Origin of the sequence: Enterocloster sp. 210928-DFI.2.20 (genome assembly GCF_020554465.1) — a bacterium.
Taxonomy (GTDB): domain Bacteria; phylum Bacillota; class Clostridia; order Lachnospirales; family Lachnospiraceae; genus Enterocloster; species Enterocloster bolteae.
In genome coordinates this window covers 74259-101075 of the sequence record NZ_JAJCHK010000009.1, presented here as the reverse complement: position 1 = coordinate 101075, position 26817 = coordinate 74259, and the positions used below count along the sequence as shown (strand labels likewise).

The 26817-nt window shown below is 49.7% G+C and carries 26 protein-coding genes; 16 read left to right on the top strand and 10 right to left on the bottom strand.

Features of this window, described 5'->3' with window-relative positions:
* Window positions 1-55 precede the first annotated feature (55 nt).
* Together LI015_RS10595 and LI015_RS10590 are read left to right on the top strand one after the other, a co-directional pair.
* Window positions 56-781, top strand: coding sequence for a LytR/AlgR family response regulator transcription factor (locus tag LI015_RS10595; RefSeq protein WP_227124923.1), 726 nt, complete (start codon window positions 56-58; stop codon window positions 779-781).
* Window positions 778-2124 (top strand): sensor histidine kinase, encoded by a 1347-nt coding sequence (locus LI015_RS10590; protein ID WP_002569089.1) that lies wholly within the window; start codon window positions 778-780, stop codon window positions 2122-2124. Before LI015_RS10595 ends, LI015_RS10590 begins: the two co-directional genes overlap by 4 nt.
* 6 nt (window positions 2125-2130) lie before the next feature.
* Here the strand turns inward: LI015_RS10590 and LI015_RS10585 are convergent, their stop codons facing one another.
* Genes LI015_RS10585 through LI015_RS10570 form a run of 4 tightly spaced genes read right to left on the bottom strand, consistent with a single transcriptional unit; the run spans window position 2131 to window position 4361 of the window.
* Window positions 2131-2316 carry a PspC domain-containing protein gene (locus LI015_RS10585; RefSeq protein ID WP_002569088.1) on the bottom strand — a complete coding sequence of 62 codons (186 nt, stop codon included), beginning with the start codon at window positions 2314-2316 and terminating at the stop codon, window positions 2131-2133.
* Between the two features lie 26 nt (window positions 2317-2342).
* A complete protein-coding gene (locus LI015_RS10580) occupies window positions 2343-3209 on the bottom strand; it encodes a hypothetical protein (RefSeq protein ID WP_195334300.1) in 867 nt (288 codons plus the stop codon).
* A 4-nt stretch (window positions 3210-3213) separates the two neighbouring features.
* Window positions 3214-4044, bottom strand: coding sequence for a DUF1700 domain-containing protein (locus LI015_RS10575; protein ID WP_227124921.1), 831 nt, complete (start codon window positions 4042-4044; stop codon window positions 3214-3216).
* Window positions 4041-4361, bottom strand: a complete 321-nt coding sequence (locus LI015_RS10570; RefSeq protein WP_002569085.1) for a PadR family transcriptional regulator — start codon at window positions 4359-4361, stop codon at window positions 4041-4043. Before LI015_RS10570 ends, LI015_RS10575 begins: the two co-directional genes overlap by 4 nt.
* Before the next feature lie 366 nt (window positions 4362-4727).
* Here LI015_RS10570 and LI015_RS10565 point away from each other — a divergent pair, with 366 nt between their 5' ends.
* Entirely contained in the window at window positions 4728-5681 is a 954-nt protein-coding gene (locus LI015_RS10565; RefSeq protein WP_002573020.1) for an AEC family transporter, read from the top strand.
* A gap of 10 nt (window positions 5682-5691) precedes the next feature.
* Here LI015_RS10565 and LI015_RS10560 read toward each other — a convergent pair whose 3' ends face one another.
* The 5 genes from LI015_RS10560 to LI015_RS10540 all read right to left on the bottom strand — a co-directional run bounded on the left by LI015_RS10560 (window position 5692) and on the right by LI015_RS10540 (window position 11987).
* On the bottom strand, window positions 5692-6399 hold the full coding sequence (locus LI015_RS10560) for a formate dehydrogenase accessory sulfurtransferase FdhD (RefSeq protein WP_002569083.1): 708 nt from the start codon (window positions 6397-6399) through the stop codon (window positions 5692-5694).
* A gap of 18 nt (window positions 6400-6417) precedes the next feature.
* Complete coding sequence (gene fdhF, locus LI015_RS10555) at window positions 6418-9135, bottom strand: formate dehydrogenase subunit alpha (RefSeq protein ID WP_002569082.1); 2718 nt, start codon at window positions 9133-9135, stop codon at window positions 6418-6420.
* Entirely contained in the window at window positions 9120-10445 is a 1326-nt protein-coding gene (locus LI015_RS10550; protein WP_002569081.1) for a complex I 51 kDa subunit family protein, read from the bottom strand. Before LI015_RS10550 ends, fdhF begins: the two co-directional genes overlap by 16 nt.
* Window positions 10446-10463: 18 nt before the next feature.
* On the bottom strand, window positions 10464-10958 hold the full coding sequence (locus LI015_RS10545) for an NADH-quinone oxidoreductase subunit NuoE family protein (RefSeq protein WP_002569080.1): 495 nt from the start codon (window positions 10956-10958) through the stop codon (window positions 10464-10466).
* Window positions 10959-11117: 159 nt separating this feature from the next.
* The gene (locus tag LI015_RS10540) at window positions 11118-11987 is read right to left on the bottom strand and encodes a LysR family transcriptional regulator (protein WP_002569079.1); all 870 of its coding nucleotides are present in this window, start codon (window positions 11985-11987) and stop codon (window positions 11118-11120) included.
* 230 nt (window positions 11988-12217) lie between these two features.
* Here LI015_RS10540 and LI015_RS10535 point away from each other — a divergent pair, with 230 nt between their 5' ends.
* The 7 genes from LI015_RS10535 to LI015_RS10505 all read left to right on the top strand — a co-directional run bounded on the left by LI015_RS10535 (window position 12218) and on the right by LI015_RS10505 (window position 18392).
* Window positions 12218-12868: a bifunctional 4-hydroxy-2-oxoglutarate aldolase/2-dehydro-3-deoxy-phosphogluconate aldolase gene (locus LI015_RS10535; protein WP_002569078.1), complete on the top strand. Its 651-nt coding sequence runs from the start codon at window positions 12218-12220 to the stop codon at window positions 12866-12868.
* A gap of 26 nt (window positions 12869-12894) precedes the next feature.
* Window positions 12895-14010, top strand: coding sequence for a TRAP transporter substrate-binding protein DctP (dctP, locus tag LI015_RS10530; RefSeq protein ID WP_002573017.1), 1116 nt, complete (start codon window positions 12895-12897; stop codon window positions 14008-14010).
* A 26-nt stretch (window positions 14011-14036) separates the two neighbouring features.
* Window positions 14037-14540, top strand: a complete 504-nt coding sequence (locus LI015_RS10525; RefSeq protein WP_002573016.1) for a TRAP transporter small permease — start codon at window positions 14037-14039, stop codon at window positions 14538-14540.
* A gap of 17 nt (window positions 14541-14557) precedes the next feature.
* A complete protein-coding gene (locus tag LI015_RS10520; RefSeq protein WP_002569075.1) occupies window positions 14558-15847 on the top strand; it encodes a TRAP transporter large permease in 1290 nt (429 codons plus the stop codon).
* A 45-nt stretch (window positions 15848-15892) separates the two neighbouring features.
* A complete protein-coding gene (locus LI015_RS10515) occupies window positions 15893-16708 on the top strand; it encodes an HpcH/HpaI aldolase family protein (RefSeq protein ID WP_002569074.1) in 816 nt (271 codons plus the stop codon).
* A 13-nt stretch (window positions 16709-16721) separates the two neighbouring features.
* Window positions 16722-17186, top strand: coding sequence for a YhcH/YjgK/YiaL family protein (locus tag LI015_RS10510; protein ID WP_002569073.1), 465 nt, complete (start codon window positions 16722-16724; stop codon window positions 17184-17186).
* 315 nt (window positions 17187-17501) lie between these two features.
* Window positions 17502-18392 (top strand): hypothetical protein, encoded by an 891-nt coding sequence (locus LI015_RS10505; RefSeq protein WP_002569072.1) that lies wholly within the window; start codon window positions 17502-17504, stop codon window positions 18390-18392.
* Between the two features lie 17 nt (window positions 18393-18409).
* Here LI015_RS10505 and LI015_RS10500 read toward each other — a convergent pair whose 3' ends face one another.
* On the bottom strand, window positions 18410-19798 hold the full coding sequence (locus LI015_RS10500; RefSeq protein ID WP_227124919.1) for a sodium-dependent transporter: 1389 nt from the start codon (window positions 19796-19798) through the stop codon (window positions 18410-18412).
* Between the two features lie 339 nt (window positions 19799-20137).
* Between LI015_RS10500 and LI015_RS10495 the strand changes: the two genes are divergently transcribed.
* The 6 genes from LI015_RS10495 to LI015_RS10470 all read left to right on the top strand — a co-directional run bounded on the left by LI015_RS10495 (window position 20138) and on the right by LI015_RS10470 (window position 26755).
* Complete coding sequence (locus tag LI015_RS10495) at window positions 20138-21295, top strand: ABC transporter substrate-binding protein (protein ID WP_054354342.1); 1158 nt, start codon at window positions 20138-20140, stop codon at window positions 21293-21295.
* Window positions 21288-23021, top strand: coding sequence for an ABC transporter permease (locus LI015_RS10490; RefSeq protein ID WP_227124917.1), 1734 nt, complete (start codon window positions 21288-21290; stop codon window positions 23019-23021). Before LI015_RS10495 ends, LI015_RS10490 begins: the two co-directional genes overlap by 8 nt.
* The gene (locus LI015_RS10485) at window positions 23011-23769 is read left to right on the top strand and encodes an ABC transporter ATP-binding protein (protein WP_002569068.1); all 759 of its coding nucleotides are present in this window, start codon (window positions 23011-23013) and stop codon (window positions 23767-23769) included. The genes LI015_RS10490 and LI015_RS10485 overlap by 11 nt, the downstream gene beginning before the upstream one ends.
* 11 nt (window positions 23770-23780) lie before the next feature.
* Complete coding sequence (locus LI015_RS10480; protein ID WP_227124915.1) at window positions 23781-24407, top strand: PHP-associated domain-containing protein; 627 nt, start codon at window positions 23781-23783, stop codon at window positions 24405-24407.
* Between the two features lie 179 nt (window positions 24408-24586).
* Window positions 24587-25939: a sodium-dependent transporter gene (locus LI015_RS10475; RefSeq protein ID WP_002569066.1), complete on the top strand. Its 1353-nt coding sequence runs from the start codon at window positions 24587-24589 to the stop codon at window positions 25937-25939.
* A 78-nt stretch (window positions 25940-26017) separates the two neighbouring features.
* Complete coding sequence (locus LI015_RS10470; RefSeq protein WP_002569065.1) at window positions 26018-26755, top strand: FadR/GntR family transcriptional regulator; 738 nt, start codon at window positions 26018-26020, stop codon at window positions 26753-26755.
* Window positions 26756-26817: the final 62 nt, after the last annotated feature.

Sequence of the window (26817 nt, the reverse complement as noted above, 5' to 3'; positions counted from 1 at the left end):
TTTTTGTAAAATGAAATCAGGAAAGCATTTCTTGCCGGTACGGGGGGAGGATTTTATGCAAGTTGCCATTATAGACGATTTAGCGGTGTGCAGACAGGAGATAAAGGAATATCTTCTGCGCTATATGCGTGAAAATTACCAGGGGGAGGAGCCGGAACTGGATGAGTTTGAAAGCGGGACCAGGTTCCTTGACGCCTTCCGGCCTCAGGTATATGATGTAATTTTTATTGATCAGTATATGGAGGGGATGTCTGGCATGGACACTGCCAGGGAGATACGGAGGGTGGATGAGGAGGCTGCCCTTATTTTTGTTACCACCAGCTGCGACCATGCAGTGGACAGCTATGGGGTCAGGGCCTGTGGTTATCTCATAAAACCCTTTACATATGAGGCGTTCGGGGAAACCATGAGACTGGCCCGTTTGGAGAAGATAATGAACGCCCGTTTCATTGCCCTGGGTGATGACAGGATATTGTTAAAGGAAATCCTCTGGTGTGACCGGGACGGCCATTATGTGCAGATCCATACGGATATGCGGGGAGTCCTGAGATACCGTGTGACCGTTGCGTTTCTGGAGGCGGTATTATCCGCCTATCCCCAATTCCTGCCCTGTTACAGGGGACTCATCATTAACATGGACCGCGTGAGGCGCATGGAGGAGCTGGAATTCCTTATGGATACCGGTGAACGTGTTCCGTTTCGCAAGCGGGACCATAAGGAAATCAAGAGCCGGTTTTCACAGTACATGTTCCGGCGGGCAAGGGGGGAGGATTTGTTATGATAGATACTGCCATGATATTACTGTTTCCATTTCTGGATTTTATACCCTTCGGCCTTCCCAGGTATTGGATTCACAGGGATAAATTAAAAATCCGGTACAGGTATGTGGTGGTGCTGCTGACAGCGGTATCGTGCGTGAACAGCGCAGCCTTCTATCTTATCAATCAGGAAGGCTATGAGGCAGCTGCCCGCTGGACTACCCTGATGCGGTATGGTTTTATGCTGTTTAATCTGATGTGTTCATTTTTATTAATCAGAGAGCAGTTCCAGAAGCTTATGTTCACATACCTGCTTTTAATGTCCTGGTCCTTTTTTGTGTTTGGCAATGCCAATTTCATTGAAAGCCGGTTTTTCTGGGACTTTTCAGACAGACATCCGTATCTCATCTATAATACGGCAAGGGTGGCGATTCTGCTTATCACCTATCCCTTTATACTCCATTTTCTGGGACATACCGTGAGGGAAGCCCTGAAGATGGAGGACAGGAAGATGTGGCAGTACATGTGGAAGATTCCGCTGTTTTCCACTTTGTTCGGCATGCTGTACTGCACGGTGCAGGATGTGTATGCCTATGCTTCCTGGCAGTTCCTGATTTCCAGGTATCTGATGCTGCTTGGAACCTGTTATGTGTCCTATGTTTTTTTGAAGGTGTTAGAAATATCCCGCAGAAAGACACAGCTGGAGGAGGAATTAAAGTATGCGGACCGGAGCCTTCTGGCCCAGAAAAAGCAGTATGAAACCGTATCAGCCCATATGGAGGAAATGAAAAAGGCGCGCCATGACCTGCGCCAGCATCTGGCCGTGGTTCAGTCCTACATAGAGAGGAATGACAGGGCGGGTCTGTCCGAGTATATTGAGATTTATAAGACAGAGCTGCCTCCTGATATCATAGAAATATACTGCCGCAACCAGGTAATCAATGCGTTAATCTGCTACTATGCCTCCCAGGCCCGCAGGCATAAAATCCGTTTTGAAGCCCAGGCGGACTACCCGGAGCAATGTCCTGTCCCGGATACGGAGGTGACGGTGATACTGGGCAACCTGCTGGAAAATGCGGTGGAGGCCTGTCTGCGTGAGAAGAATGGTAAATGCTCCATCCGGCTGCGGATATTCAGGAAAAACAGCAGCCTGGTATTTCTGACAGATAACACCTGTTCCGGGACAGTGCCGTTTGACGCTGACGGAAAAACACCCCTTTCCTCCAAGCGGAAAGGGGTGGGAATCGGCGTATCCTCCATCCGGGAAATTGCGGACAGGTATGGAGGAGATACATTATTTGAACAAAAAGCCGGTATGTTTTATGCCTCCGTATGGCTGCAGATCCCGGAAAAGGCGGATAATTAGCCAGCCTTAGTTTGGAGCCAGGGGAATGATGATGGCGGCCACAAAATAAGCTATGATTCCGGGGCCGGAGCAGGCAAAGATGGCCCAAATAAGGCGGATGATGGTGGGGTCAATGTTAAAGTACTCTCCAATGCCTCCGCATACGCCACAGAGCATTTTATTTATGTTTGAACGGTATAATTTCTTATCCATAGTTCTATCTCCTTTTCTGTAGGAATCTATAAGATTTGGTCAAAGTTTACAGCAATGTTTCCCACGCCGCATTCCAGTTCCATGGTGTAGGGAGCCTTGTTGTTGATGTGAGTTTCGTGTGAGAGCATGCTGTAGTGTTCAGCGCCCACATCAATGCTTCCCACGCCGCACTCCACCTGGTAATTGTACCCGTCTTGGGAACCGGTCAGGTTAAGGGTCACATCTCCCACCCCTGTCTCGATTTCCACATCCCCGTTGACAGTGCCTGAAAATGTAATGGCGCCAACTCCTGTGTCAATCTCCAGTTTGGAGACAGTGACACCAAGGACCGTGCACTCCGCGGCGCCCAGATCCAGGGACAATTTGTCAAGCCCGTATCCGGCCGGAATCAGAATCTCGATTCGAGGAGCCTCATTGCTCCGGCTGCGTCCTGATTCCCTCTTAACCTTCAGTGTGAATTCATCCATGTAGCATTGTGTGCGGTTATAGGTATCCTGTACATTGACCTGGATTTGGGAAATACCCTCTTTTTCTAAAACGCGGATTACCCCTTTGTCTATATCCACATCCAGTTTTCTGGCCTGTGCATAGGAGGGATCGGATACCGTCTTTATCTGTGAGGAGCCGCGGGAGCGGTCTGTATCATCCGGGTCATCCGGGTTATTCCAGTCATCCCAGTTATCCCAGGCATCCCGGTCATCCCAGTCATCCGCCCGGTCATCGCCCCAGCGGACCAGCCATGGCATGTGGTTGTGCCATACCCTGGAGGCCAGGCGGGACGGCAGGCTGTTTGTATACCGTCCTCCCATGGCGGCTGAAACGGCAGTGATGCCCAGGCCAAGAAGAAGGAGTATCAGTCCGGTGATGGCGCATATTTTTACGAATCTCTTCATTTTATTACCTCCCTCGGTGAAGCAGGCGGCTAAGCCCATTTACGATACTTCGTATAATGAAAGGGATGAACCTCCCGTAAAACAGTACGGATAGAGCCAGGCACAGGGCACCGGCGCCCAGCAGTATCAATCCTGTGCCGGAGGCCATGAGTCCATCCAGTGGATGGGAAGACATGTGGAACACACCGTAGGGAAGCATAACGATACCGCCCAGGAGCACTGCAAAGGTGGTGGCCCCAAGTGTCACCAGGACAGCTGTCAGAATGCCCAGGACTCCCGCGGCCAGACCCAGCAGACCGCCGCCAACACCAAGGAACACGGGAAAGGCCACAATGATGAGCACAGCCCATAATATGAGCTTTATCACCTTGCTGGTCCTGGGCGGAGGGGGATTGGAAGTTCCATTGTTCTCCTCTGTATAAGTCTGCTCCGGGCCATGGTTAAAACCGCGTTTCTGGTCAAAGCTCTGTTCCCGGTCAAAGTTCTGTTCCCGGTTATAGCCCTGTCCCCGGCTGCCGCTTCCCTGGCCGCCGCTCTCCTGCTCTTCCGGCAGGTCCAGACGCTTTGCCATGGCATAGCCGGGATCACGGAACCGCTCATCCTGATATCCCTGTTCTGTGAATTCTCCGCCGCTCTCCAGATGTCCGGCTATGTCAGCACGGATGATGGCGGCAATCCGTTCAGGGCTTCCTAATTCCTGGATGACCTCTGCTTCCTTATCAGGACCGGCCTCTTCAAAGTAATCTGTATAGTATTGGACCGCATCGTCCTTGTCTTCATCCTGGATGTCCTGCAGAAGATATGCAAGCTCCTTCATAAACTCATCCCTGGTCATAGCTTCGCCTCCTTAAATATCTGGGATATCTTCTGTGAATAAGTTACCCATTCCCCCCGGTACAAATTCAGCTGTACCCTGCCTTTTTCCGTCAGCCTGTAATATCTGCGGTTCCTGCCGTCAATGGCCATATCATACACTTCCAGGCAGTCCTCCTTCTGGAGGCGTCTCAGCACCGGATATAAGGTGGACTCCGAAATATCAATGGCCTGCCGGACATCCTGGGTGATTTTATATCCATAAGTCCCTTCCGCATCCTTAGAGACAACTGCCAGCACAATAGCGTCTAAAAGCGCGGAGCCAGTGTTAAATATCATAAGCACCCCTCTGTTCTAAAAACAATATTATTAGTTGCATCATATTATACAATATATAATATAGTTATACTATACAGCATATAGTATTATATGTCAACACAAGAAATTCAAAAGATTCTGTTATATTTTCTTAAGCCTCTTTAGAAACAATTTACCAATCAGTCAAACTTAAGACACAAATAGCCGGTATACTATAAGACATAAACAAGCAGTCAGAGCTTTTAATATAGATACCATACATAATAAGCCGGTGGGATTGGCAGAGGGCCTTTCTTACCGGCTCAACCTAATTTATGGAGTAATGATTGAAAATAAGAATGGAATCAGCTACAATGGAACAATCAAGATAAAAAGCAGGTAATAGAAATGAACGCAGGAATCATTGCCGGGCAGATGCTGGTTTTGTTTTTTATGATGTTGGCAGGTTTTATTGCCTTTAAGGCGCATATAGTCTCACAGGCCGGCTCTAAGAGCCTGTCCTCGGTTATCATTAATATCTTTAACCCATGTCTCATCATATCCGGAGTACTGAATAAGAAAATCACATACAGTCCCCGCATGGTAGCAGAGAACCTGGTTCTGGTGGCCGTGTTTTTTCTGGTGCTCATTGTCCTGAGCCGTCTGTTCACAAAGATGATGAGGCTTCTGCCGGGGGAGGTAAACAGCTACCGTCTCATGATGATATTTCCCAACCTGGGGTTTATGGGAATCCCGCTGGTGCGCAGCCTGTACGGTGAGGAGGCTGTAATATTCGTGGCATTTTATATTGTTGGTTATAATCTTCTGGTTTATTCTTACGGCATACTTTTGGCTATGGGGACAAGGGATGATTGCGAAGACGCTGGAAAAGAAGCGGCAAAACGGGCCGGGCTTCCCTGGAAGAAGATGCTCAATATCGGAATGGGCGCCTGTATCACGGCAATTTTTATATTTGCCTTTCACATAAGGGTGCCGGAGCCGGCAGCTGATTTTGTGGACAGCATGGGAAACGCGGCAGTGCCCTTATCCATGATGACTGTGGGCATCATGGTGGCCCAGTCGGACTTAAAGTCCCTGGTAACAGACAAAAAGCAGCTTCTCTTTGCCTTTATCAGCCTTTTGGTCATACCGGCAGTCTGCATACCGTTTATGAGAATGCTGCCTGTTGACAAGGTTTCTTATGGAATTTTTATTCTTTTGATTGCAATGCCGGTGGGCAGCGTGGTTATGCTGGTTGAGAAGGAATATGGCGCCACGGATGGAAGGATATCGGCCAAAAGCATTGCTTTGACCTCCATCCTGTCCGTGCTCACCATTCCTGTGATTACATATCTGGCATGACAGGGGACGGTTAAGAAGGGGTGGCTGAACCATCCCGGGATGTACGGTAGATATTCATTCTGTTTCTGCGGGCAAATCCGATGACAGTCAGATTGTATTCAGCAGCCAGCTCCAGGGTAAGGTCTGTGGGTGCGGAGCGGGATACAATGACAGGTATGCCTGCCCATATGGCCTTTTCTGCAATGGGGCGCGGAATCCGGCCTGTGGTATATACACTGGTGCCTGCAAAATCCACACGGTCCTTTAAGGCGCGGCCCACTGTTTTTTCAAAGGCCCGGCTTCGGTCCAGGTCCTCTGTCATGTAAAGGACCGCACAGTCACGGCACAGCATTACGCTGTGGACATTGCCGGTTTTGCGAAACAGCTCCGAGGCATCCAGAAGGTGCTGTGACAGAGAGAGTATGTGATCAGGACAGATGTGTAAATCCGGGAGGCGGACCATGGTGCGGTCTGTTTCCCGGATTTTCAGATCCGCCCGGTTAAGAGACGGACGGATGCTTAAATCCATTATATCCTCAGGGGAGGAGATGACGCCTGAGGTATAAAGCCTGCCTAAGAGCATCTCCTCCAGATATTCCGGAATACAGTGAAGGACTTCGGTGCAGCGGCCGTTGATATGGACGTTTAGGGAACATTCCGCCAGCACTTCGTCCATGGAAGGCGTTTCCCTGCCGTCTTCATACCGTATGACAGGATACTGTTTCGTGAATTCCATCATGTTTTATATTCCTTTCCATCACGCTTTTTGGATTCGGATTGCGCAGGCTTTATATTCTGGGATTCTCGCCAGGTCGTCCAGCGCAGCGTTGGTAATCCGGTTCACATTGCCGTCCGCGAAGTGGAAGGTCATGAAGGCCTCCTGCGGGCTGACTTTCTGTCCCACCCGCGCGGTGCTGGTAATCCGGCCGCGTCTGGAGGACACAAGTACTTTGTCTCCATGGCTGATGCCAAGGACCTTAGCATCCTCCTCGTTGACCTCGATATAGGATTCGCTGCAGATTTCATTCAGGCCCTCGGTCCGTTTTGTCATGGCACGGGTGTTATAGTGGTAGAGCATGCGCCCTGTGGTCAGCAGGATTGGGTACTCCTCATCCGGAAGCTCCCTGGATTCCTTGTAAACAGCGGGATAGAAATATCCAAGCCCTCTGGAGAATCTGCCCGCATGGAGAATGGGCGTACCCGGATGATCTTTGGAGGGACAGGGCCACTGCAGGCTCTCACCCGCATCCAGCCTGGCGTGGCTGATTCCGCCGTAGGACGGGGTTACGCAGGCTATCTCATCCATGACCTGGGCTGCGCTGTCATAATGGCAGGGATATCCCATCCTGCCCATAACGTCGCAGAATATCTGTATGTCATCCCTTGCCAGCCCCGCTGGTTCAACAGCCTTGCGGACCCGCTGGAGACGGCGCTCCGTGTTGGTGAAGGTGCCTTCCTTTTCAGCATAGCTGACGCCCGGAAGAACCACGTCAGCGTAGGCAGCTGTCTCTGTCATGAAAAGTTCCTGCACCACCAGGAAATCCAGGCTCTTTAATGCTTTTTCAATATGTCCCGTGTCCGGGTCAGTCACGATTGGGTCCTCGCCAAAGATATACAGTCCCTTTATGCTGCCCTTTATGGCTGCCGGGAAAACCTCGGTGGAGGTAAGGCCGGGCCTGGTATTTAATTCCACGCTCCACGCTGTCTGGAATTTGTGGATGACGTCCGGGTTGGCCACCTTCTGGTAGCCGGGGAAATCTGTTGGCAGGCATCCCATATCGCAGGCGCCCTGTACATTGTTCTGGCCCCGCAGCGGGTTGATGCCGCAGCCTGGCCTGCCCAGTTTACCGGTCATCATGGCCAGGTTGGAAAGGCTCATGACGCCTTCTGTGCCGGTGGAATGCTCTGTTACGCCCAGACAGTATATGATGGGCGCCTTGCGGGCGCCTGCGTACATCCGGGCAGCCTGTATCAGGTCCTCCTGACGGATGTGGCAGATTTGGGCCACCTTCTCAGGGGGATAATCCTCTAAAATCTGTTCCAGGATTTCAAAGCCTTCTGTCCGGGAGGATATGAAATCCATATCAGCCAGGCCTTCCTTTAATATAATGTGCATCATACCGTTGGCAAAGGCCACATTAGTGCCCGGCTTTATCTGCAGGTGCAGGGCCGCGTCATTTGTCAGGTCAATTTTCCTGGGATCCACCACAATCAGTTTGGTGCCCCGCCTGACTGCGCGGCGTATCTGAGTGCCTGCTACGGGATGGGCTTCGGTTGGATTGGAGCCTACAAGGAGAATCACATCCACATCCCCTGTAATATCCGCAATGGGATTGGTCATGGCGCCGGAACCAAGGGTCATGGCAAGACCGGTCACAGAGGCAGAGTGGCAGATACGGGCGCAGTTATCCACGTTGTTGGTGCGAAAGGCAGCGCGCATCATTTTCTGGAACACGAAATTGTCCTCGTTGGGTGCTCTTGAACAGGAGAAACCGGCGATAGCGTCATTGCCGTACTTTTTCTGGATTTCCCTGAACTGTTCTGCCATGTAATCCAGGGCTTCATCCCAGGATGCCTGTTCAAGCTGCCCGTTCCTTCGTATGAGGGGATGGGTCAGACGGTCGCCGGAACCCACGAATTTGTAGGAACCGAATTTGCCCTTTACACACAGCAGATTGTGGTTGGACGGCCCGTCAGCCGGTTCTGCGCCCACGATGCGGTTGTCCCTGACCAGCAGATCCATCTGGCAGCCGGTGGCGCAGTGGGGGCATGTGGTCCTGACCTTCCTGACCTCCCAGCTGCGGTACTTTTTGTGGTCCTTGGCTGACAGGGCTCCTGTGGGACAGTGGGAAACGCAGTTTCCGCAGGATTCACAGGTGGTCTCAGACCAGGGCCTGCCGTAGGCAGTGGTGATGATGGTATCAAAGCTGCGGTCCTTCAGGCTGATTACGTTTCTGCACTGCAGCTCTTCGCATATCCGTACGCAGCGCCGGCACATGATGCAGAGCTCCGGATTGTATTCAAAGAATGGATTGGACGTATCCTTTGGGGCGTTTACCCGCTTTCCACTGTCATAGCTGGTATACTCCACGCCGTACTCCATACAGTAATCCTGAAGCTTGCAGGAGCCGTTCTGAGGGCAGGAGAAGCAGTGCTCCCGGTGGTTGCTCATAAGGAGGTCCAGGACAAAGCGCCTGGCTTCCATCACCTTTTCTGAGCGGGTGGAAATGACCATGCCTTCGGTGCAGTGCTCGGAACAGGCAGTGACAAGCCCTTTTTTCCGCCCGCCGTCTACTTCCACCACGCACATGCGGCAGGAGCCGTCAGGAGCCAGTTCTTTCATATAGCACAAGGTGGGTATCTGGATTCCCAGCCCGGCGGCAGCTGAAAGTATGGTGGTCTCCGGCGCCACCTCGCATGGTATATGGTCAATTTCAATATGTATCCTGGTATCCGGATCTATATGGTGAGACATGCTTTATTCCTCCCGTTTTCATGACATGCGCAGGCTCCCGCAGGACAGGCGCCTCCGTTTATATGTGCTTCAAAGTCGCCTCTGCGGTGGCGGAGGGCAGACATCAGGGCAACATTCACAGACTGGCCCAGGCCGCAGGCCGAAAGCTGGGACACCTGCCGGGCCATGTATTCCAGGCGCTCCACATCCCCGTCCTTAGCCCTGCCTTCCACGAAATCCGTGAGGAGTTCCAGAATACGGGTCGTGCCCAGACGGCAGGGAGTGCATTTTCCGCAGGACTCATGGACAAAGAATTCAAAGACCTTCTGTATATATTCCACGATACAGACACTGTCGTCCAGGACCACAATGGCGCCGGAACCCACTGCCAGCCCCTTAGGAGCCAGGGTCTCATATGTATAGGGTGTATCCAGCTGTTCGGGAAAGCCGATGGGGCCGGACTGGCCGCCCATGTGGAAAAATCCGGGTTTTCTGCCTGTAGACGTGCCCCCGCCGTATTTCTCATCCATTATCAGCTGGCGCAGGGAAATGCCAAGGCCCACCTCAAACACGCCTCTGTTTTTGACATGACCGCTTATGGATACCAGTTTGGTGCCGCCGCTTTCAGTTGTGCCGTAAGAAAGGAACTTCTGGCTGCCCTCCTCAAGGATGATGGGCACGCAGCACAGCGTTTCCACATTGTTGACCAGGGTGGGTTTGCCGTACAGACCTACTTCGGCCAGATGAGGCGGTTTGATTCTGGGACGCCCTGTTTTCCCTTCAATGGAGTTGAGCATGGCGGAATTCTCGCCGCATACATAGGCTCCTCCTCCGGAAACCACGGTGATGCTGTAATCAAAGCCCGGAACTCCCAGGATATCTTTTCCCAGGTATCCCGCATCCTCTGCATTTTCAAGGGCTGTCTCAAAAATTTTCTGTATCCTGCGGTACTCTCCGCGTATGTAGATATAACCCTGTTTAGAGCCGAATACATATCCCGCAATGAGCATGCCTTCTATGACGCTCAGGGGCGTTTCTTCCAGCAGCACCCGGTCCTTAAAGGTGCCGGGCTCTCCTTCGTCCGCATTGCATACAATATACTTTGTATCCCCTTCGATCCTGTATAAGCTTTTCCATTTCCGCCCGGCAGGATAACCGGCGCCGCCCCTGCCCTTTAGGTTGGAGCGGCTGATTTCTTCCAGGATTTCTTCTTTTTCCATGGACAGAGCCTTGCGTATGCCTGAAAATCCTCCCAGAGCTTCAAACTCAGGGACAGATACAGGGTCCATTCTGCCCACGCGTCTTAATAAAACAGATTCTTGTATTTCCATGTAAGTGTTCTCCCCCAATTATTGATTGCGTTTACCGGACCTTAAGTCAGCCAGAAGCTGACGTATTTTCCGGCGGTCCAGATTCCCGTATACCGTGTCCTTAACCTTGATGACAGGCCCTATGTCGCAGGCTCCCACACAGGGGATATAGTGGTAGGCAAAGACGCCGTCCTCTGTGGTTTCGCCTATGCCCACACCCAGCTCCTCCTTCAGAATCTGTGCGATTTCCTCAGAACGGGAGAAATGGCATGGAGTGCTGTTGCATACCTTCAGCACGTACCTGGCCTTTGGTTCTGTCTTTAACATGGCATAAAATGTTATGATGTCATATACCCGTGTGGGATTCATTCCCACTTCCTCTGCCACCAATGCAGCAGTTTCCTCATCAATGTAGTTGTAGCCTGAGGCGTTTTGCAGCTCATAGAGGATAGCCAGAAGGTGTTCCTTGTCCCCTCCGTTGTCCCGGATGATAGCCCTCTTTTCCTCGGCGGTCAGTTGGCTGGTGATTTCCATGCTTTATTCTCCTTATGTCCGTTTTCTGAAATAATGTGTATCCATAAAGACTAACCTAACAAATATGGGCAAAATAGTCAATAAAAGTTAAATTAATAACGCGGAATTTGTTGAAAATGCGAGAGCGTGTTTTAGAAAAAAGTGACGAAACAGATCAATTCAGAGCAGATCAATAAAATCAGTCATCTTGGGGTTCTGGGACATTTCCTCCTGGTAGATAACTACCTGATACCGATAGACTTTAGGTGTCAGGGATACATAACGGATCTGTTCATTCTCAACTTTAAGACCACTGGGCAAAAAGGCAAGACCGGTACCCTCAGCTACCATATGTATGGTGGCTGAGGTATTGTCCAGTTCACATACAATATCAGGGTTAACCCCCAGCTGTTTGAATATATGGTCCGTAATACTGCGCATGGTTGAGTTTTGCTTGGATAGAATAAAATGTTCGTTTTTAAGCAGCTCCCACTTAAGACGGCGGTTTTCGCCCCATATTTTGTATGGAAGAGTCCTGGGAACCAATAGAAGGATTTCTTCACGGTTGAGTACTTTATAAGGAAGGGTGATTTTTTGCAGGGAATCCAGGGAGGTAATAATTAAAGCAAGCTGCCCCATGTTTAATTTTTTCAGAAGATTTTTGGTACTTTCATCTGTGGCATATAGTTCCACACCAGGGTATTTTTTCTGAAAAAGACCGGAGGCAGTCAAAAAACGTTCCATTCCTTCCTGGGAAGATATCCCCACGCGGTAACGTTCTTTACCCGTAACAGAGATACTGCGTATCCTATCATATGCCTGTTCTTTTATATGCATAATATCTCTGGCCGCCTCAATGTAATACTGGCCTGCCTCGGTTATGGCAAGCTCTCTCTGATTACGAATAAAGAGCGGCGTGCCCAGCTCTTTTTCTAAATTAATCAGTGTCTGGCTCAGTGTAGATTGGGATATAAAAAGTTTCTCCGAAGCCCGGAGAATATTTTTTTCTTCCGCGATGGCAAGAATATATTCTAATTGCCGTGTATTCATTTACAACACCTCTCTGAAAATTATCGTTTTTCTCGATAATAGAATCCGGAAAAAAGAATTAGTAATTATGCTTATGTTAAAGTATACTATAAATATCAAAAATATACAATATGTCAAAATAAAAGAAAACCCCCTCTCCGTATAGGAGGGGAGAATAAAAAAAGTGCATAATAAATCATGCCGTTATTGTACGTTTTTGACAATAAAAAATATAACAGGAGGAATTTGACATGGGTGGAAATGAAGTACTTGCAGGAATTGAAAAGGAAAAGTTAATCGTAATTTTCCGGGGGGTTCCCACGGAAGATGCCGCAGATGTGGCCAGAGCCCTGGCTGATGGGGGAGTTAAGTTTATCGAAATTACCTACAATCACTGCAAGGATGATCCTGAGGCATATTTTGAGGAACAGATGATGGCCGTAAAGGCTGCTGTAGGTGACCGGGTGTGTATGGGCGCGGGAACTGTCCTGACTGTGGACCAGGTGGAACTGGCCTGCCGTCTGGGAGCTGGTTACATCGTATCGCCAAACTCAAACGATGCGGTTATCAAGCGCACAAAGGAATTAGATATGGTATCCATACCTGGTGCCATGACTCCCACAGAGATTGTTCACGCCAGGGACTGCGGAGCAGATATAGTGAAGCTGTATATAGTAGACGATATAAACCATGTGAAGTACCTTATGGGACCATTGGGGCATATCCCCATGCAGGCTACCTGCAATGTAAGTCTTGATACGATTCCGCAATTCCTTAAGGCAGGGATAAAGGCATTTGGGACAAGGGCCTTTCTGACCAATGACCTGATTGAGAAGAAAGATTATAAAGAGATCGAGAAACGGGCAAGAGAACATATTGAGATAATAAAAGCTAATTCTTAAAAAATTAAGAGGGGAAGGGTTACTATATGATAAATAAAAATAGGTTATCTGTTCTGGCAATAGCAGCACTCATAACAGTCTCTCTGGCGGCATGCAGTTCCGGGAAAAAGGAGTCGGCAGCGGGGAGCCAGACATCTGCAGCCCAGGTGGACGAAAACCAGACATCCGGGACACAGACAACAGACACTTCTGCCGGGGATACGGCTGGCAAAGATGCGGTCAAGCTGATTACATCCACTTCCCAGCTGCCCGGAGCATCGACCCAGCTTCTGCAGTCCAGGATATCCGAGGTATCAGAACAAAAGGGCGGGGGAAACTTTCAGTTTGAACATTATGACAGCGCCACCCTTTTTAAGTCCAGTGCAGAGTTGGGGGCTCTCCTGGATGGAAATATTGATATAGGATTCATCCAGCTGGGATATTTCTATGACAATGGAGCGCTGTGGGCAAATATGTTTGATATTGCGTTCCTATATGATGACGTGGACGATATGATGCAGGTATTGGACACGCAGGGGGAGGTTGGAAAATGGGTGCAGGATCAGATTTGGGATGAATTTCACGTTAAAGTAATCGCCCCGTTTTACCTGGGAAGACGTGATGTATGGCTTTCAGACGGCTCACTTACAGTACAGACCCCTGAGGATTTAAAAGGAGTAAAAATCCGTATGCCAAACTCAGCGTCATTCCTTGACATGGGGACGGCAATCGGCGCGGAGCCCACGCCCCTTGACAGCAGCGAGACATATCTTGCCATGCAGACAGGTACTGTGGATGCCCAGGAGAATATCATTCTGTCTTCGTATGCAAATGCTATGCAGGAGGTGTCAAAGAGCATTGTCATGACAGACCATATGATAACAGCCAATCTGGTGTGTGTTAATGGTGATAAATGGGAGAATATGACTCCAGAGCAGCAGGAACTGTTGACGCAGGTTATAAGGGAGGCTGTTGAACAGAATAACCAGGATGTGATGGCTGAGGAAGCGAAAATATTGGATGAATGTGTAGAAAAGTATGGGATTAATCTGCAGGAACCAGATAAGGATGCATTTAAGGAGTACGCATTCAAATACTATCTTTCCAATCCGGACAACGAGAAAAACTGGAACATGGATATTTTTAACGAGATAATCAAATAGGCCGCCAGGATGAGAGGAGGCATGCAATGAGAGCGAAGATTAAATGGTTATTTCTAAGAATAAGGGATTTTGTGGAAGTTTTTATTCCGGTTATTACATTTTCAGCTCTTTTCCTGGCATTTGTGTATTCTGTTTTCTCCAGGTATATACTGAACCGTCCCCCGGCGTGGGGGACGGAGGTACAGGTAGCGACTTACATATGGACTGTTCTGTTAGGAGCATGTTATGTGCGCAGGCTGAATAAACATGTAAATTTCACTATGATATATGATTTACTGCCGCAAGACGGTCAGAGGTGGTTAAGGATTTTTCGCAATTTGCTCATGGGCGTCACATATGGAATTTTGATGAAGCCCACAGTTCAATATATTGTAAAATACAGAACCGTTAGTCCATCCTTAAAAATTCCGGTTAAATTTTACTTCTTTCCAATCATAATCCTTGTTTTTGGTGTGATGTGTTATTCCTTCGCGGATGTGTACAGGGATATAAGAGGGTGGTTCCGGCAGAAGCGGGGGCAATCAGGGTAGAGAGGGGGAAAGATAGTATGAATATAGGAATTGTTGTGTTTTTAGCGGCTTTTGCCATGATATTCCTTACAGGTATGCCCATTGCGTTAGGTATGCTTTCTGTAGGCGTCATATATATGCTGGCTACAGGAGGGAATATGGGGGTGATACCTAACTGCATATGTGAGGCATATTGGAATAATTATGTCATCATAGCCATTCCGTTGTTTGTATTTACGGCAAATGTAATGAATACAGGTAAGATATCTGATATGATTTTCCGCTTTTCAGATGGTATCGTGGGAAGGATGCGGGGCGGCATGGCTCAGGTTAATGTTCTGGTATCTCTTATCTTTTCAGGAATGACAGGCTCAGCCATGGCGGATGCTTCCGGCGTTGGTATCATGGAAATAGCAGAGATGAAGCGCCAGGGGTACGACGATGGTTTCAGCTGTGCCATAACAGCAGCATCCGCTACAATTGGACCCATCTTTCCTCCCAGTATGACCATGCTGCTGTACTCGTCCCTTACAGGCGCTTCCGTAGGAGCACTGTTTATGGGAGGTATGCTGCCGGGGGTTATGCTTGCGTTATTTTTGGGAGCGTACTGTCTGGTGGTATCCTATAGGAGAAAGTATCCTTATGGTACTAAGTATACAATACCTCTTTTTTTGACATACACATTTAAGGCAATACCTGCACTGCTGACGCCGGTCATCCTTTTAGGAGGAATCTATGGAGGCGCGGTGACACCCACTGAGGCAGGTGCGGTGGCAGGGGCTTATGCGCTGATAGTGTCTGTACTGGTGTACAGGATGTTAAACTGGGAGTCTTTAAAAAAAATACTGCTGGAAACAGCGAGGACTGTAGGCACGGTTTCCATAACCGTGGGCTGTGCGTCCGTGATTGTTTATATATCCACACTGGAGCGCATACCTACACTGTTAGGCGGTTTTATTATGGGAATCACAGATAACAGATATGTATTCCTGCTGATATGCAATATTATGTTCCTGATACTGGGTATGATATTCGACAATAACACCATTACACTGGTATTTATTCCCATGATATACCCGCTGGTTCAGGGATTTGGTATCGATCCGGTCCACTTCGGGGTCATGTTCGTAATTAATATGATGATAGGAATGGTGACGCCTCCTTATGGTCCTCTGTTGTTTGTAACATCAGCCATTTCTGAAACGCCATTAAAGGATATCATAAAGGAGATACTTCCTATGATTGCAGTCATGATAGCTTTTCTGCTTGTCATTACATACATACCGGATGTTGTTTTGGTTCTTCCTAAGATATTTCTGAACTATTAAAAACGGTTAAATCGAATTTAAGTAAAAATAAAAAGGAGAAACATTATGAGAGAAAATAAGATGAAACAAATATTGGATGAAGGTAAGCTGGCAGTGGGAATGGGGATATTTACAGGAAGCCCTATCGTGGTCCAGATGATAGGATACTCAGGATTTGATTTTGTCTTTATTGATATGGAGCATACACCTGTGACCATTGACAGGGAACTGCAGGCATTGATCATTGCTGCCAATGAGAGCGGAATGGGGACATGCGTCCGTGTCAAGTATAATGACGAGGTACTGATTCGCACAACTGCTGAGTTCGGGGCAGACGCAGTAGTGGTTCCGCATTGCCGTACAGCTGAAGATGCCAGAAAAATGGTACAGGCTGTCAGGTTCCCTCCTTATGGTGTGAGAGGCTCAGCCACGGATTGCAGAAGCGCAGGCTATGGTTGCTATCCTGACTTTAATTTTGGAGAGTATGTTGAAAAATGCAACCGGGAGACATTGATAATACCACTGGCAGAGGACCCTGAATTCTTTGATAATATGGATGAGATACTGGATGTGGAGGGACTGGGGGGAGTGCAGCTAGGGCCATCGGATCTGGCGCTTGGCTTGGGTATTAAAGAGACATATAACTTTGACAACCCACAGGTGAAGAGTCGGTTTGAACGTTTGTTTAAAAAGGCCAAAGAAAAAGGCATTCCGCTGATGGGTCCCATCGCGCCTCCCAATCTGGAGCGGGCAATTGAGATGGCGGAAAATGGAGTCAGGGTAATGACGCTGAGAAACGATGTAACGAATTTCAAGATGCTCTTAGCCGGCCTGAGGAAGGATGTCTATATTCCGTTAAAAAAGCATTTTGAGACTGTATAGGGAGGGTGACTATATGATATCTTCATCTATTTATACCAATGAGGACCTGGGAAAATATCCGGAGGGAATCCAGAAAGCCCTGGAATATCTTATGAGCAGGGATTTTACACAGATGGAACCAGGCACATATGCCATTGACGGAAAGGATATATATGCGATGGTAATGGATATAACAACCTGTGCTTCCGCAGATAAAAGACCAGAAATACATAAGAAGTATGCAGATGTACAGTTTGTTGCAAAGGGAAGAGAAATGTTGGGATTTGCTCCGGATATAGGAGATTTGACCATTACAGATGGGAAGGAAGAAGGAGATATTTACTTCTATGACGATGTGGGAGACGAGAGCTTTCTCATAGCAACCAAAGGCTGCTATAACATTTTTTTTCCAAATGATATCCACCGTCCGGGATGTATGGTGGAACACCCTGGAAAGGTGAGGAAAGTGGTTGTGAAGGTGAGCATGGACAGGGTATAGGATGCTAAGCAGTAGTAGAAGGGAGTTCGTCAGCACAGTGCTGGTTGACGGATTCCCTTTTTGCATGCAACTTAAAATCCGGTAATTTTTCCAAATATATAAAAGTCATAAATGTTTAGGATATGCTGCATTTATGAAAAGTTTATGATACATGGAAAGCGGTAATGGATTCCAACGAATGTTATCAGTATTTCATGATCTGATGAGTGGCGGAAGATATTAACGTCTGACTATAAACTTTAACCGCAGCCGTACGATAACATAAATAGAAATAAGAAACCCCAAAAACCCTATAACACCAGTGGGAGGTAAACAATGAGGATAAATTTTAACGCAATCCAGCCTAAAAACACCATTATCAATGCGGCAAGGGTAAACGCCTCCTTTGCAAAGAATAATAGCAGAACCGGAAAATCTGCCGGAACCGGGCGCAGTGACCGGGCCGATTTCTCGCCCCAGGGAAAGCTGATGAGCATGATAGAGAATCTGACAAAGCAGAAGCAGACCATCATTGACAGAAAGAATGAACTGGTGGAGAACACCTTAAAAAACGGCGGTAAGGTGGATGACATCAAGGACCAGCTTAAAAACTACGGAAAGCAGCTGGCCGACCTGGATAAACAGATAGCAGGACTGTATGCCCAGCAGGCCAAGGCATGTGCGGAACCGGATGACAAGAAAAAGACGGACAGGACTGACCCTCATAAGACGGAGGAACAGCGCGAGGTGGAGCGTTTAAGCAGTCTGGCCAATGTATCGGATGGTATCAGGAATGCTGAGAAGATATCCGCCGTAAAGGACCGGGTTGAGGGTGAGATGCATGTGAAGGAAGCTGAGGTCAGCCAGGGCGGTGTGCATGTGGATGCCCTGGTCAGCAAAGGCATGGGCGGCGCTGCCAATGTGGCGGACATGGTTGACAATGAGACGAGCGCATTAAAGCGGAAGGAAATGGAAATTGCGGCGCTGGGAGACCGGGCTTCGGCCCTTGGGGACAGTCAGGCAAAGAGCCTTGGAGACAGCATGGATGCGCTGGAGGAGAACCGGGAAGCGGATGATCCGGTAAGGGAAGATAAGGCAGAAAAGAGTCGTGAAGAAAACAAGACGGAAATCCGGGCAGAAAACAACACAGGAATTTGGACAGAGGAAAGCGGGAATGCAAAAAATACAGGTTCCGGAAAGACGGATACCGGAACCTTAGTTTCATGATTTATAGAATGGATTTATCAGGACAGACCCTGTCCGCGGCCAACTGTAAAATATAATATGACAATAATAACCGCCGGAGCCAGGAACTTTACCAGAAAGGCCCACAGGCGTTTCCAGGCCATGCTGTGGCCTGAGGCTTCAATTTCCTTTGAGGCGTTGTCGGTTCCCCAAACCCATCCCACGAACAGACAGAAGCACAGGGCTCCCAGGGGAATCATCAGATTGTCAGTGAAATTTTCCATGACAGCGTTCATGGGGAGATATTGGACGCCGTTGGTAAAATCAAACCACGGCAGCTTTATGTCCATGGCTCCCTGGGACAGCGAATAACCTGCGCTTAAGAATGACATGGGAATCACAAGGAGCAGGGTTGCTTTTAACCTGGCAAAACCGAATTCTTCCGTAAGCCATGCGATGCAGCTCTCAAGGATGCTGATGGCGCTGGTCAGGGCTGCCACGAACAGCAGGAGGAAGAAGGCAAAACCAAAGAACACGCCGCCAGGCAGCCGGCTGAACACCTCAGGAAGAGCCATGAAAGCAAACCCGCCTCCCATGCCCATGGCTTCGGGACCAGCCGTAATATAAACCACAGGCACGATGGCAAGTCCGGACAGGAGGGCCACAAGGCTGTCCAAGATACAGATACAGCCGGCGCTTTTGGCCAGATTCTCTGTCCTTGGCACGTAGGAGCCGTAGGTCACCATGATGCCCATTCCCACACTGAGGGAGAAAAAGGCCTGGCCCAGGGCGGCTACCACGGTTCCTCCGTTGAATTTCGCGGGGTCCACTGCCAGCATATATTTAAGGCCTTCGGCGGCTCCGTCCAGGGTTATGGCATAGACCACAATTCCGGTTAAGAGCACGAACAGGCCGGGCATTAAAAATTTACTGACCCGTTCAATTCCTTCTGATACACCCCGCACAACCACATAGATACACAGAAGGAGGAAGGCGGCGCCCCAGAGAAGCGGTTCTGCAGGCCGTGATATAAAATCTGCAAAATAAGCGGAAAATCTGCTGCTGTCGTTTCCAAAGGCACTGAAATCCGCCCCGGTAAGGTACACCGCAATGTATTTCATCACCCATCCTCCCACTACACTGTAGTAGGACATGATTACAAACAAGGTCAGGACCCCGATGCCCCCGGCAAAGCTCCAGCGCGGGTTCAGCCGGCGGAAGGCGCCCACCACATTTTTCTGGGTGCTGCGCCCGATGGAAAGCTCTGCCAGCATGACCGGGAATCCTACGAACAGGACAATCAGCGCATAGCAGATTAAAAACGCCCCGCCGCCTCCGGCAGCCACCTTTCCCGGAAATTTCCATATATTTCCCAGTCCTACAGCACTTCCCGCAGCGGCCAGTATAAAACCTATGTTGCTGGCCCATTGGCTTCTTTTATGTTCCATTTTCAAAACCCCTCCATTATATCCATCATATATCTGGCATATATCTACACATATTCATCAAAAATCCCGGCCGTATGCCGGGAAAATAACCTTGTTTATTCTATCACAATGCCCTGGCACCGTCTATTCCTTTTTACAAATTAATACAGTCCAGCGGGCCTCGGCAGCGAATAGATTTTTTCTATCTGATTTTCTGCCTGTTTGTTTTTTTCTATACAGACAGTCTGTATATTGACTTAAGGGCCGGTGCTCATTATAATTCAACAATGGTTATTGCTGTCCTTCAGAAGAGGACAGGATAGTGATATAAAATACGATTAAGAAAGGATACGACCACAGATGAGAAAGAAAATAGTTGCCCTGTTAATGGCGCTTACCATGGTACCGGCCCTGGCAGCCTGCGGCAGCAGCAATGGCACAGGCAATAATACTGCAGGGGCTCCTGCCGAATCCCAGACCGGGGAAACCACCGCAGCCCAGGAAACTGAAGTCCGGAGCCAGGGGGAGACTAAGGCAGAAACCAATGCAGAATCTAAGGCAGAAGCACCGGCTCTGTCCGGCACCATGAAGGTAGTGGCCACCAGCGAGAATTATGTAACATTGTTTGACAAATTCACAGAGGATACCGGTGTTAAGGTTGAGCTACTGTCCATGTCCTCAGGAGAGGTGCTCTCCAAGCTCCGTGCGGAGGGCGGCACACCATCTGCCGATTTATGGTTTGGAGGCGGCATTGACGCATTCATGAGCGCGAAGGATGACGGACTGTTAGAACAGGTTACCTTTGACGCTTCTGGGGACCTGGCAGAGGACTTTAAGGACCCGGAGGGCTACTGGTATTCCAAGGGAATCACCATCGTAGGCTTTCTGCTCAACGACGGCCTCATGGAGGAGCTTAATATAGAGGCACCTGCCAGCTGGGATGATTTGTTAAAGGCAGAATATGAAGGCGAAATCATCATGTCCAACCCGGCTGTATCAGGAACCAACTATGCTGTGGTCAATGCCCTGCTTCAGGCTAAGGGCGAAGAGGATGGCTGGTCCTATTTTGAAGGTCTGAATAAGAATATAGCTTACTATGCAAAACGCGGATCCGATCCTAAGAATAAGGTGACCACCGATGAATATGCCATCGGAATCACATACATCGACGGCACCATCGAGTCCCTGTTAGACGAGTATGATGTGTCCATCGTTTACCCGGCGGATGGTATTCCATGGGTTCCCGAGGGAGTGGCGGCATTTAAGAATGCAGAGAATACAGACGCGGCCAAGTACTTTATAGAGTGGCTGTTCAGCAGTGACGAGAATCTCCAGATGCTGGCAGAGATTGACCAGAAGAACAGCGTAAAGACCATCAAGCCGTCCCTGGAAGGACTGGACCTGGGATATGACACCGGCATGCTGATGAAGGAGGACCTGTCCCTGTTCGGTGAAAAGCGTACGGAAATCCTGGAGCATTTTGAGGCGCTGATGGGAGATAAGGCAGCAGATGAATAGGTTTGACAGCATCCATAGAGATATGAATACAAATAAACACGGAAACATGCATGGAGACATGTATGGCAAAAGGGCATCGAAAGATGTCCTTTTTGGCATTGCAGGATATGGGGCGGATAAAGTGCTGCTGGCAGTTCTGCTGGCCAGCGTTTTCCTGTTTGTGTTCTGGCCCATGCTCTGCATCCTGATACGGAGTCTGTGGGACGGAAAGGGCATAAGCTATGACGCATATGCTGCTGTCTGGAACCAGTACAGGGGAAATCTCTGGAACAGTGTGTTCGTGGGTGTCTGCGCATCCCTGCTGTGCACTGCCTTTTCCACGGCGGCAGCCCTGTTCCTTGCCACAAGACGGGGAGCTGCCAGGATGCTCTGCATGGCGCTTCTGCTGATTACCATGGTCTCCCCTCCCTTTGTATCCTCCCTGGCCTATATACAGCTCTATGGACGCCGGGGATGGATTACGTACCGGCTGCTGGGGCTGAGCTGGGATCCCTATAACTGCTGGGGAGTTATCCTGATGCAGAGCCTTTCCTTTGTGCCTTTAAATGCCTTGTTCCTGGGGGGAATCCTGACCAAACTGGATGGAGACAGCATACGGGCAGCCAGGGATCTGGGAGCCAGCCCCAAGGCCATTTTGGGGGACATTGTACTGCCTCTTATACGGCCGGGGATCTGGGTGGCCCTGCTCCTTTCCTTTGTCCGTTCCCTGGCAGATTTTGGGACTCCGGTCATCATCGGCGGAAGGTTCAGCACTATTGCGTCAGAGATATATCTCCAGCTGGTGGGATACTCTAATCTGGAGAAGGCCTCCGCCATGAATATGGTTCTGATGCTTCCCTCCATAGCTGCGTTTTTCCTCTACCGGAAACTGATGAAACGTTCGGATATGCTGACAGAGGGAAGCAGGGGGAGACAGGAGCCCCTGGCCCTTTCACTGGGAAAATGCGGGGCGGCCGGGATTCTGGCAAACCTGGGAAGCATACTGTTCTTTTTTATGATGGCTCTGCAGTACGGATGTATATTCATATCCGGTTTCCTCAAAAGCACCAGAGGTGTGTATTCCTTTACCACCCGGTATCTGGAACAGATGGTCCGTTTTGACCTGGACACCATGGGGCGCAGCGTGGCATATGCGCTCATTGTATCCCTGGCCGGAACCCTCTTTGCCATGCTGTTCGCCTATTACATGGAGCGGAGACAGATTCCGGGCCGGAATTTCTTTGACTGTCTGGTTACGCTGCCCTATATGCTGCCGGGAACCTGCTTTGGAATCGGCTATATCCTGGCCTTTAATTCTCCGCCCTTAAAGCTGACAGGCACTGCCCTGATTGTTATTTCCAACATGCTTTTCAAGCAGCTTCCCACGGCCACAAAGATATGTTCGGCCACCCTGACCCAGGTGCCCAGAGCACAGGAAAAAGCAGTGCGGGACCTGGGCGGGGGGCAGATGTCGGTGCTGAAGACCGTAATACTGCCCGGTCTCAGACCGGCCTTTCTCAGCTGTTTTGTGTATAACTTTTCCAGCAGCATGACTACGGCCGGAGCCATCCTGTTCCTCATAGATCCGGGCCGCAAGCTGGCAGTGTTCAAGCTTTTTGATGCGGTTTATACCGGAGACTACGCCTTGGCCTCCCTGATAGCCACCAGCATCATCCTGGTGGTGCTGGCAGTGGAAGGCATGGCTTATTTAATAACATGGAAGGCAGGTAAGCGACGTGTATCTTGAACTTGACCATTTGAAAAAACACTTTGACGGCAGGGAAGTGGTGCGGGATTTATCCCTTACCCTGGAACAGGGCCAGCTTCTGTGCATCCTTGGGGCGTCAGGGTGCGGGAAGACAACGACCCTCAATATGATAGGAGGCTTCCTGGAGCCGGACAGCGGCAGCGTGCGGCTGGATGGCCAGGACATCACCCGTATCCCTCCGGAACAGAGGCCTGTGACAACCGTCTTCCAGTCCTACGGCCTGTTTCCCCACATGACAGTGCTCCAGAATGTGGTTTACGGCTTGAAATTCCGGGGAGTGAAGCGGGAACAGGCCCGGCAGAAGGGGATGCGTTATCTTGAGATGGTGGGGCTTGGAGATTATGCCTCGGCCTATATCCAGGAAATCAGCGGAGGACAGCAGCAGAGGGTGGCCCTTGCCAGGGCGCTGATTGTGGAGCCTAAGCTGTGCCTTCTGGATGAACCCTTCTGCAACCTGGACGCTGCCCTGCGCACCAGGATGCGCTATGAATTGAAACGGCTCCAGAAAGACCTGGGGCTGACCATGGTGTTCGTCACCCACGACCAGGAGGAGGCCATTATCCTGGCTGACCGTATCGCTATCATGGACCAGGGCGAGCTGGTCCAGAATGACGCGCCCCTGGACCTTTGCCGGAAGCCGGCCAGCCCGTTTGTGGCTGAATTCATGGATCTGGAGAGCCTGGTATGGACAGAGGACGGCAGGCTGCTTAAAATTATCAAGAGATAGGAGGAACCTAAATGCTGGTTGACATGCATCTTCATGAGTGTACTTATTCATCGGACAGCAAAATAAGCCTGGAGGAAATTGTGACCACAGCGCGGGGCAGGGGGCTGGACGCTGTCTGCATCACGGACCATGACAGCATGGGACTCAGGGAATATGCGGCAGAGTATTCAGACAGGACCGGTTTTCCCATTTTTGTGGGTATTGAGTTCTTTTCCCTTCAAGGGGATATCACGGCGTGGGGGATTGAAGATTATCCCGGCTGCCGGGTGGATGCCCAGGATTTTATAAACCATGTAAATGAGGCCGGCGGTTTCTGTGTCTCCTGCCACCCTTTCCGGAACAATAACCGCGGTCTGGAGGAAAATCTCCGCGCGGTCAAAGGGCTCCACGGGGTGGAGGTGTTAAACGGCAGTACGGCCCTGGAGGCCAACCGCAGGGCATTTACTTACTGCCGGGAATTAGGGCTTAAGACCATAGGGGCCAGCGATGCCCACACCATGGGCCAGATTGGAAAGTATGCCACATGGCTGCCGGAGAAGGTAGACTGTCTGAAGGATTTTGTGGAACAGCTTAAGACCAGGCAGGTGCGTCCGGCAGTGTGGAACGGAAGCAGCTATGATGTGGTCGATATGTTATAACAGATGCCGGTTCTTTGTGGATTGCTTTTCGGATTTTTCTAATTGCCGCTTTTTTGCTTTAAAACTTTGACTAAATGGTGTAAATGGGGTAGTATATTAAAGATGGCGTTACAGGCAGTCCTGTTTCATTTTCATGCAGGACCGCAGGCCGTCTAAATGTATGTCATAAAGGAGAAGTTATGAACAAGCAGAAAAAAACGGATTCCTCACCGGCAGCCGTGCACCAGAACGGCGGCTTTGGAAGCAGCCTGGGATTTGTGCTGGCCTGTGTGGGTTCCGCAGTGGGAATGGGCAATATCTGGATGTTTCCGTACCGCGTAGGGCAATACGGCGGCGGCGCGTTTCTGGTGCCCTATATTCTATTCATTGTATTATTCGGCCTGGTAGGGCTGTCGGCTGAGTTTGCCATTGGACGCCGGGCCAGGACCGGAACCCTGGGCGCCTATGAATATTGCTGGAAAAAAATAGAAAAGGGCAGGCTGGGGTATTTCCTGGGCTGGATTCCTCTTCTGGGTTCTTTAGGTATCGCCATTGGGTATGCCATTATCGTGGGCTGGGTGGTAAGAGCCCTGGCAGGATCTGTAACAGGGGCTATCCTTACAGCGGATGCAGCGGCCTATTTCAGCCAGGCCACAGGTGAGTTCGGAAGTGTTCCCTGGCATGTCCTGGTGGTGGTGACTGCGGCCGGCATCCTTATGTTTGGGGCAACCAAGGGTATTGAGAAGATTAATAAGGTCCTGATGCCTTCCTTTTTTGTATTGTTTGCAATACTGGCCATCCGTGTGGCCTTCCTGCCGGGGGCGGCAGAAGGATATAAATTCCTCTTTGCCCCGGACTGGAGTGATTTATTAAAGGTGGATACCTGGGTCATGGCAATGGGACAGGCATTTTTCTCACTGTCCATCACGGGCTCGGGAATGATTGTGTACGGCACCTATCTGGCCAAGACAGAGGATATACCCAAGGCATCCATCCGCACTGCTTTTTTTGATACGGTGGCTGCCATGATGGCTGCCCTTGCCATTATGCCTGCTGTATTTGCATTCGGCATTGAGCCAAACGCAGGCCCGCCCCTTATGTTTATCACCCTGCCTGAGATTTTCCGGCAGATGCCTATGGGAAGGCTGTTCGCAGTGATATTCTTCCTGTCCGTGGCTTTTGCGGGCATCACCAGCTTAATTAATATGTTTGAGGCAGTAAGCGAGTCATGGCAGAACCGGTTTAAGCTTCCCAGGAAAGCGGCCGTGGCCCTGTGCAGCGGCATTGCCCTGTTAGTGGGTATTTTTCTGGAGTCAGAGCCTAAGGTGGGTTCGTGGATGGATTTCATCACCATTATTGTGGTGCCCTTCGGCGCAGTGCTGGGGGCTGTATCCATTTATTATATTCTGGGATATAAGGAGATACGGGAGGAACTGGAGGAAGGCAGGAAAAAGCCTTTGGGAGAGTTCTTCGGACCTTTAGCCAGGTATGTCTATGTGCCGCTGGCCGTGATAGTGTTCATACTGGGAATTGTGTATGGCGGGATTGGATGATTGAATGTGCCTGCACCTGCAGAACCCCGGCGGTATTGTATACTGACAGAAAACATGATGGAAAAAGGCGGTGTCTGGGTGAGACAAAAGACAGAGACGCTCTCGGAGCGGGTGGCCGTGAAGATACGGCAGTATATTATTGAGAATGAAATGAAGGCGGGCGATAGGCTTCCAAATGAGCTGCAGATGGCCGAATACTGCGAGGTTGGCAGAGGGACTGTCCGGGACGCGGTAAAACTGCTGCGGTTTGAAGGGTTGGTGGAGGTTGTTCAGGGCAGCGGCACCTATCTTTTGAGGCAGAAGCAAAAGCCCATTGAGATCAGCGGGGGAGAGACGCCAAACCTTTTGGGAGCATTTTTGCCGGAAGAGCTGCCAAATAAAGCGCTGGAATTTTCAGAAGTAAGGCTGATGCTGGAACCGGATATCGCTGCCCTGGCAGCTACCAACGCGACTTATGAGGACTGCCGGAAACTGATGGAGCTGGAGGCAGAGGTGCGCTGGCAGATCCAGATGCAGGAATCCCATTATGAGAAGGATATAGAGTTCCATCTTCAGATTGCCAGGTGTTCTAAGAATGAGATTGCCTGCAAGCTGATGGAGATTGTAGTCAAGGGAATCCCTCTGTTCTGCAAGGTCACAAATGACGAGCTGGCAAATCAGACGGTGAAATTCCATCATATGATTTCGGAGTCTATCGAACGGGGAGATGCCAGTGGAGCCCGTTACAGTATGATCGATCACTTAAACAGTACCCGAAGAAAGATTATTGAGGAGATTGAACAGCAGAAGGCGGGAAAGTCATCGAATGACTTTTAAAAATATTGTACAATATACACAATAAATATCTGCAAATATAGAAACAAAATCCAACATATCGA

What these genes read in the sequence shown, in the direction of transcription:
- LI015_RS10500 (WP_227124919.1), bottom strand. Translation starts at nt 19,798, where the DNA reads ATGGAACATAAAAGAAGCCAATGGGCCAGCAACATAGGTTTTATACTG.
- LI015_RS10595 (WP_227124923.1), top strand. Translation starts at nt 56, where the DNA reads ATGCAAGTTGCCATTATAGACGATTTAGCGGTGTGCAGACAGGAGATA.
- LI015_RS10565 (WP_002573020.1), top strand. Translation starts at nt 4,728, where the DNA reads ATGAACGCAGGAATCATTGCCGGGCAGATGCTGGTTTTGTTTTTTATG.
- LI015_RS10545 (WP_002569080.1), bottom strand. Translation starts at nt 10,958, where the DNA reads ATGGAAATCACCAGCCAACTGACCGCCGAGGAAAAGAGGGCTATCATC.
- LI015_RS10480 (WP_227124915.1), top strand. Translation starts at nt 23,781, where the DNA reads ATGCTGGTTGACATGCATCTTCATGAGTGTACTTATTCATCGGACAGC.
- LI015_RS10515 (WP_002569074.1), top strand. Translation starts at nt 15,893, where the DNA reads ATGAGAGAAAATAAGATGAAACAAATATTGGATGAAGGTAAGCTGGCA.
- LI015_RS10550 (WP_002569081.1), bottom strand. Translation starts at nt 10,445, where the DNA reads ATGGAAATACAAGAATCTGTTTTATTAAGACGCGTGGGCAGAATGGAC.
- LI015_RS10490 (WP_227124917.1), top strand. Translation starts at nt 21,288, where the DNA reads ATGAATAGGTTTGACAGCATCCATAGAGATATGAATACAAATAAACAC.
- LI015_RS10575 (WP_227124921.1), bottom strand. Translation starts at nt 4,044, where the DNA reads ATGACCAGGGATGAGTTTATGAAGGAGCTTGCATATCTTCTGCAGGAC.
- LI015_RS10580 (WP_195334300.1), bottom strand. Translation starts at nt 3,209, where the DNA reads ATGAAGAGATTCGTAAAAATATGCGCCATCACCGGACTGATACTCCTT.
- LI015_RS10560 (WP_002569083.1), bottom strand. Translation starts at nt 6,399, where the DNA reads ATGATGGAATTCACGAAACAGTATCCTGTCATACGGTATGAAGACGGC.
- LI015_RS10520 (WP_002569075.1), top strand. Translation starts at nt 14,558, where the DNA reads ATGAATATAGGAATTGTTGTGTTTTTAGCGGCTTTTGCCATGATATTC.
- LI015_RS10535 (WP_002569078.1), top strand. Translation starts at nt 12,218, where the DNA reads ATGGGTGGAAATGAAGTACTTGCAGGAATTGAAAAGGAAAAGTTAATC.
- LI015_RS10510 (WP_002569073.1), top strand. Translation starts at nt 16,722, where the DNA reads ATGATATCTTCATCTATTTATACCAATGAGGACCTGGGAAAATATCCG.
- LI015_RS10540 (WP_002569079.1), bottom strand. Translation starts at nt 11,987, where the DNA reads ATGAATACACGGCAATTAGAATATATTCTTGCCATCGCGGAAGAAAAA.
- LI015_RS10505 (WP_002569072.1), top strand. Translation starts at nt 17,502, where the DNA reads ATGAGGATAAATTTTAACGCAATCCAGCCTAAAAACACCATTATCAAT.
- LI015_RS10525 (WP_002573016.1), top strand. Translation starts at nt 14,037, where the DNA reads ATGAGAGCGAAGATTAAATGGTTATTTCTAAGAATAAGGGATTTTGTG.
- LI015_RS10475 (WP_002569066.1), top strand. Translation starts at nt 24,587, where the DNA reads ATGAACAAGCAGAAAAAAACGGATTCCTCACCGGCAGCCGTGCACCAG.
- LI015_RS10570 (WP_002569085.1), bottom strand. Translation starts at nt 4,361, where the DNA reads ATGATATTTAACACTGGCTCCGCGCTTTTAGACGCTATTGTGCTGGCA.
- fdhF (WP_002569082.1), bottom strand. Translation starts at nt 9,135, where the DNA reads ATGTCTCACCATATAGATCCGGATACCAGGATACATATTGAAATTGAC.
- dctP (WP_002573017.1), top strand. Translation starts at nt 12,895, where the DNA reads ATGATAAATAAAAATAGGTTATCTGTTCTGGCAATAGCAGCACTCATA.
- LI015_RS10495 (WP_054354342.1), top strand. Translation starts at nt 20,138, where the DNA reads ATGAGAAAGAAAATAGTTGCCCTGTTAATGGCGCTTACCATGGTACCG.
- LI015_RS10590 (WP_002569089.1), top strand. Translation starts at nt 778, where the DNA reads ATGATAGATACTGCCATGATATTACTGTTTCCATTTCTGGATTTTATA.
- LI015_RS10585 (WP_002569088.1), bottom strand. Translation starts at nt 2,316, where the DNA reads ATGGATAAGAAATTATACCGTTCAAACATAAATAAAATGCTCTGTGGC.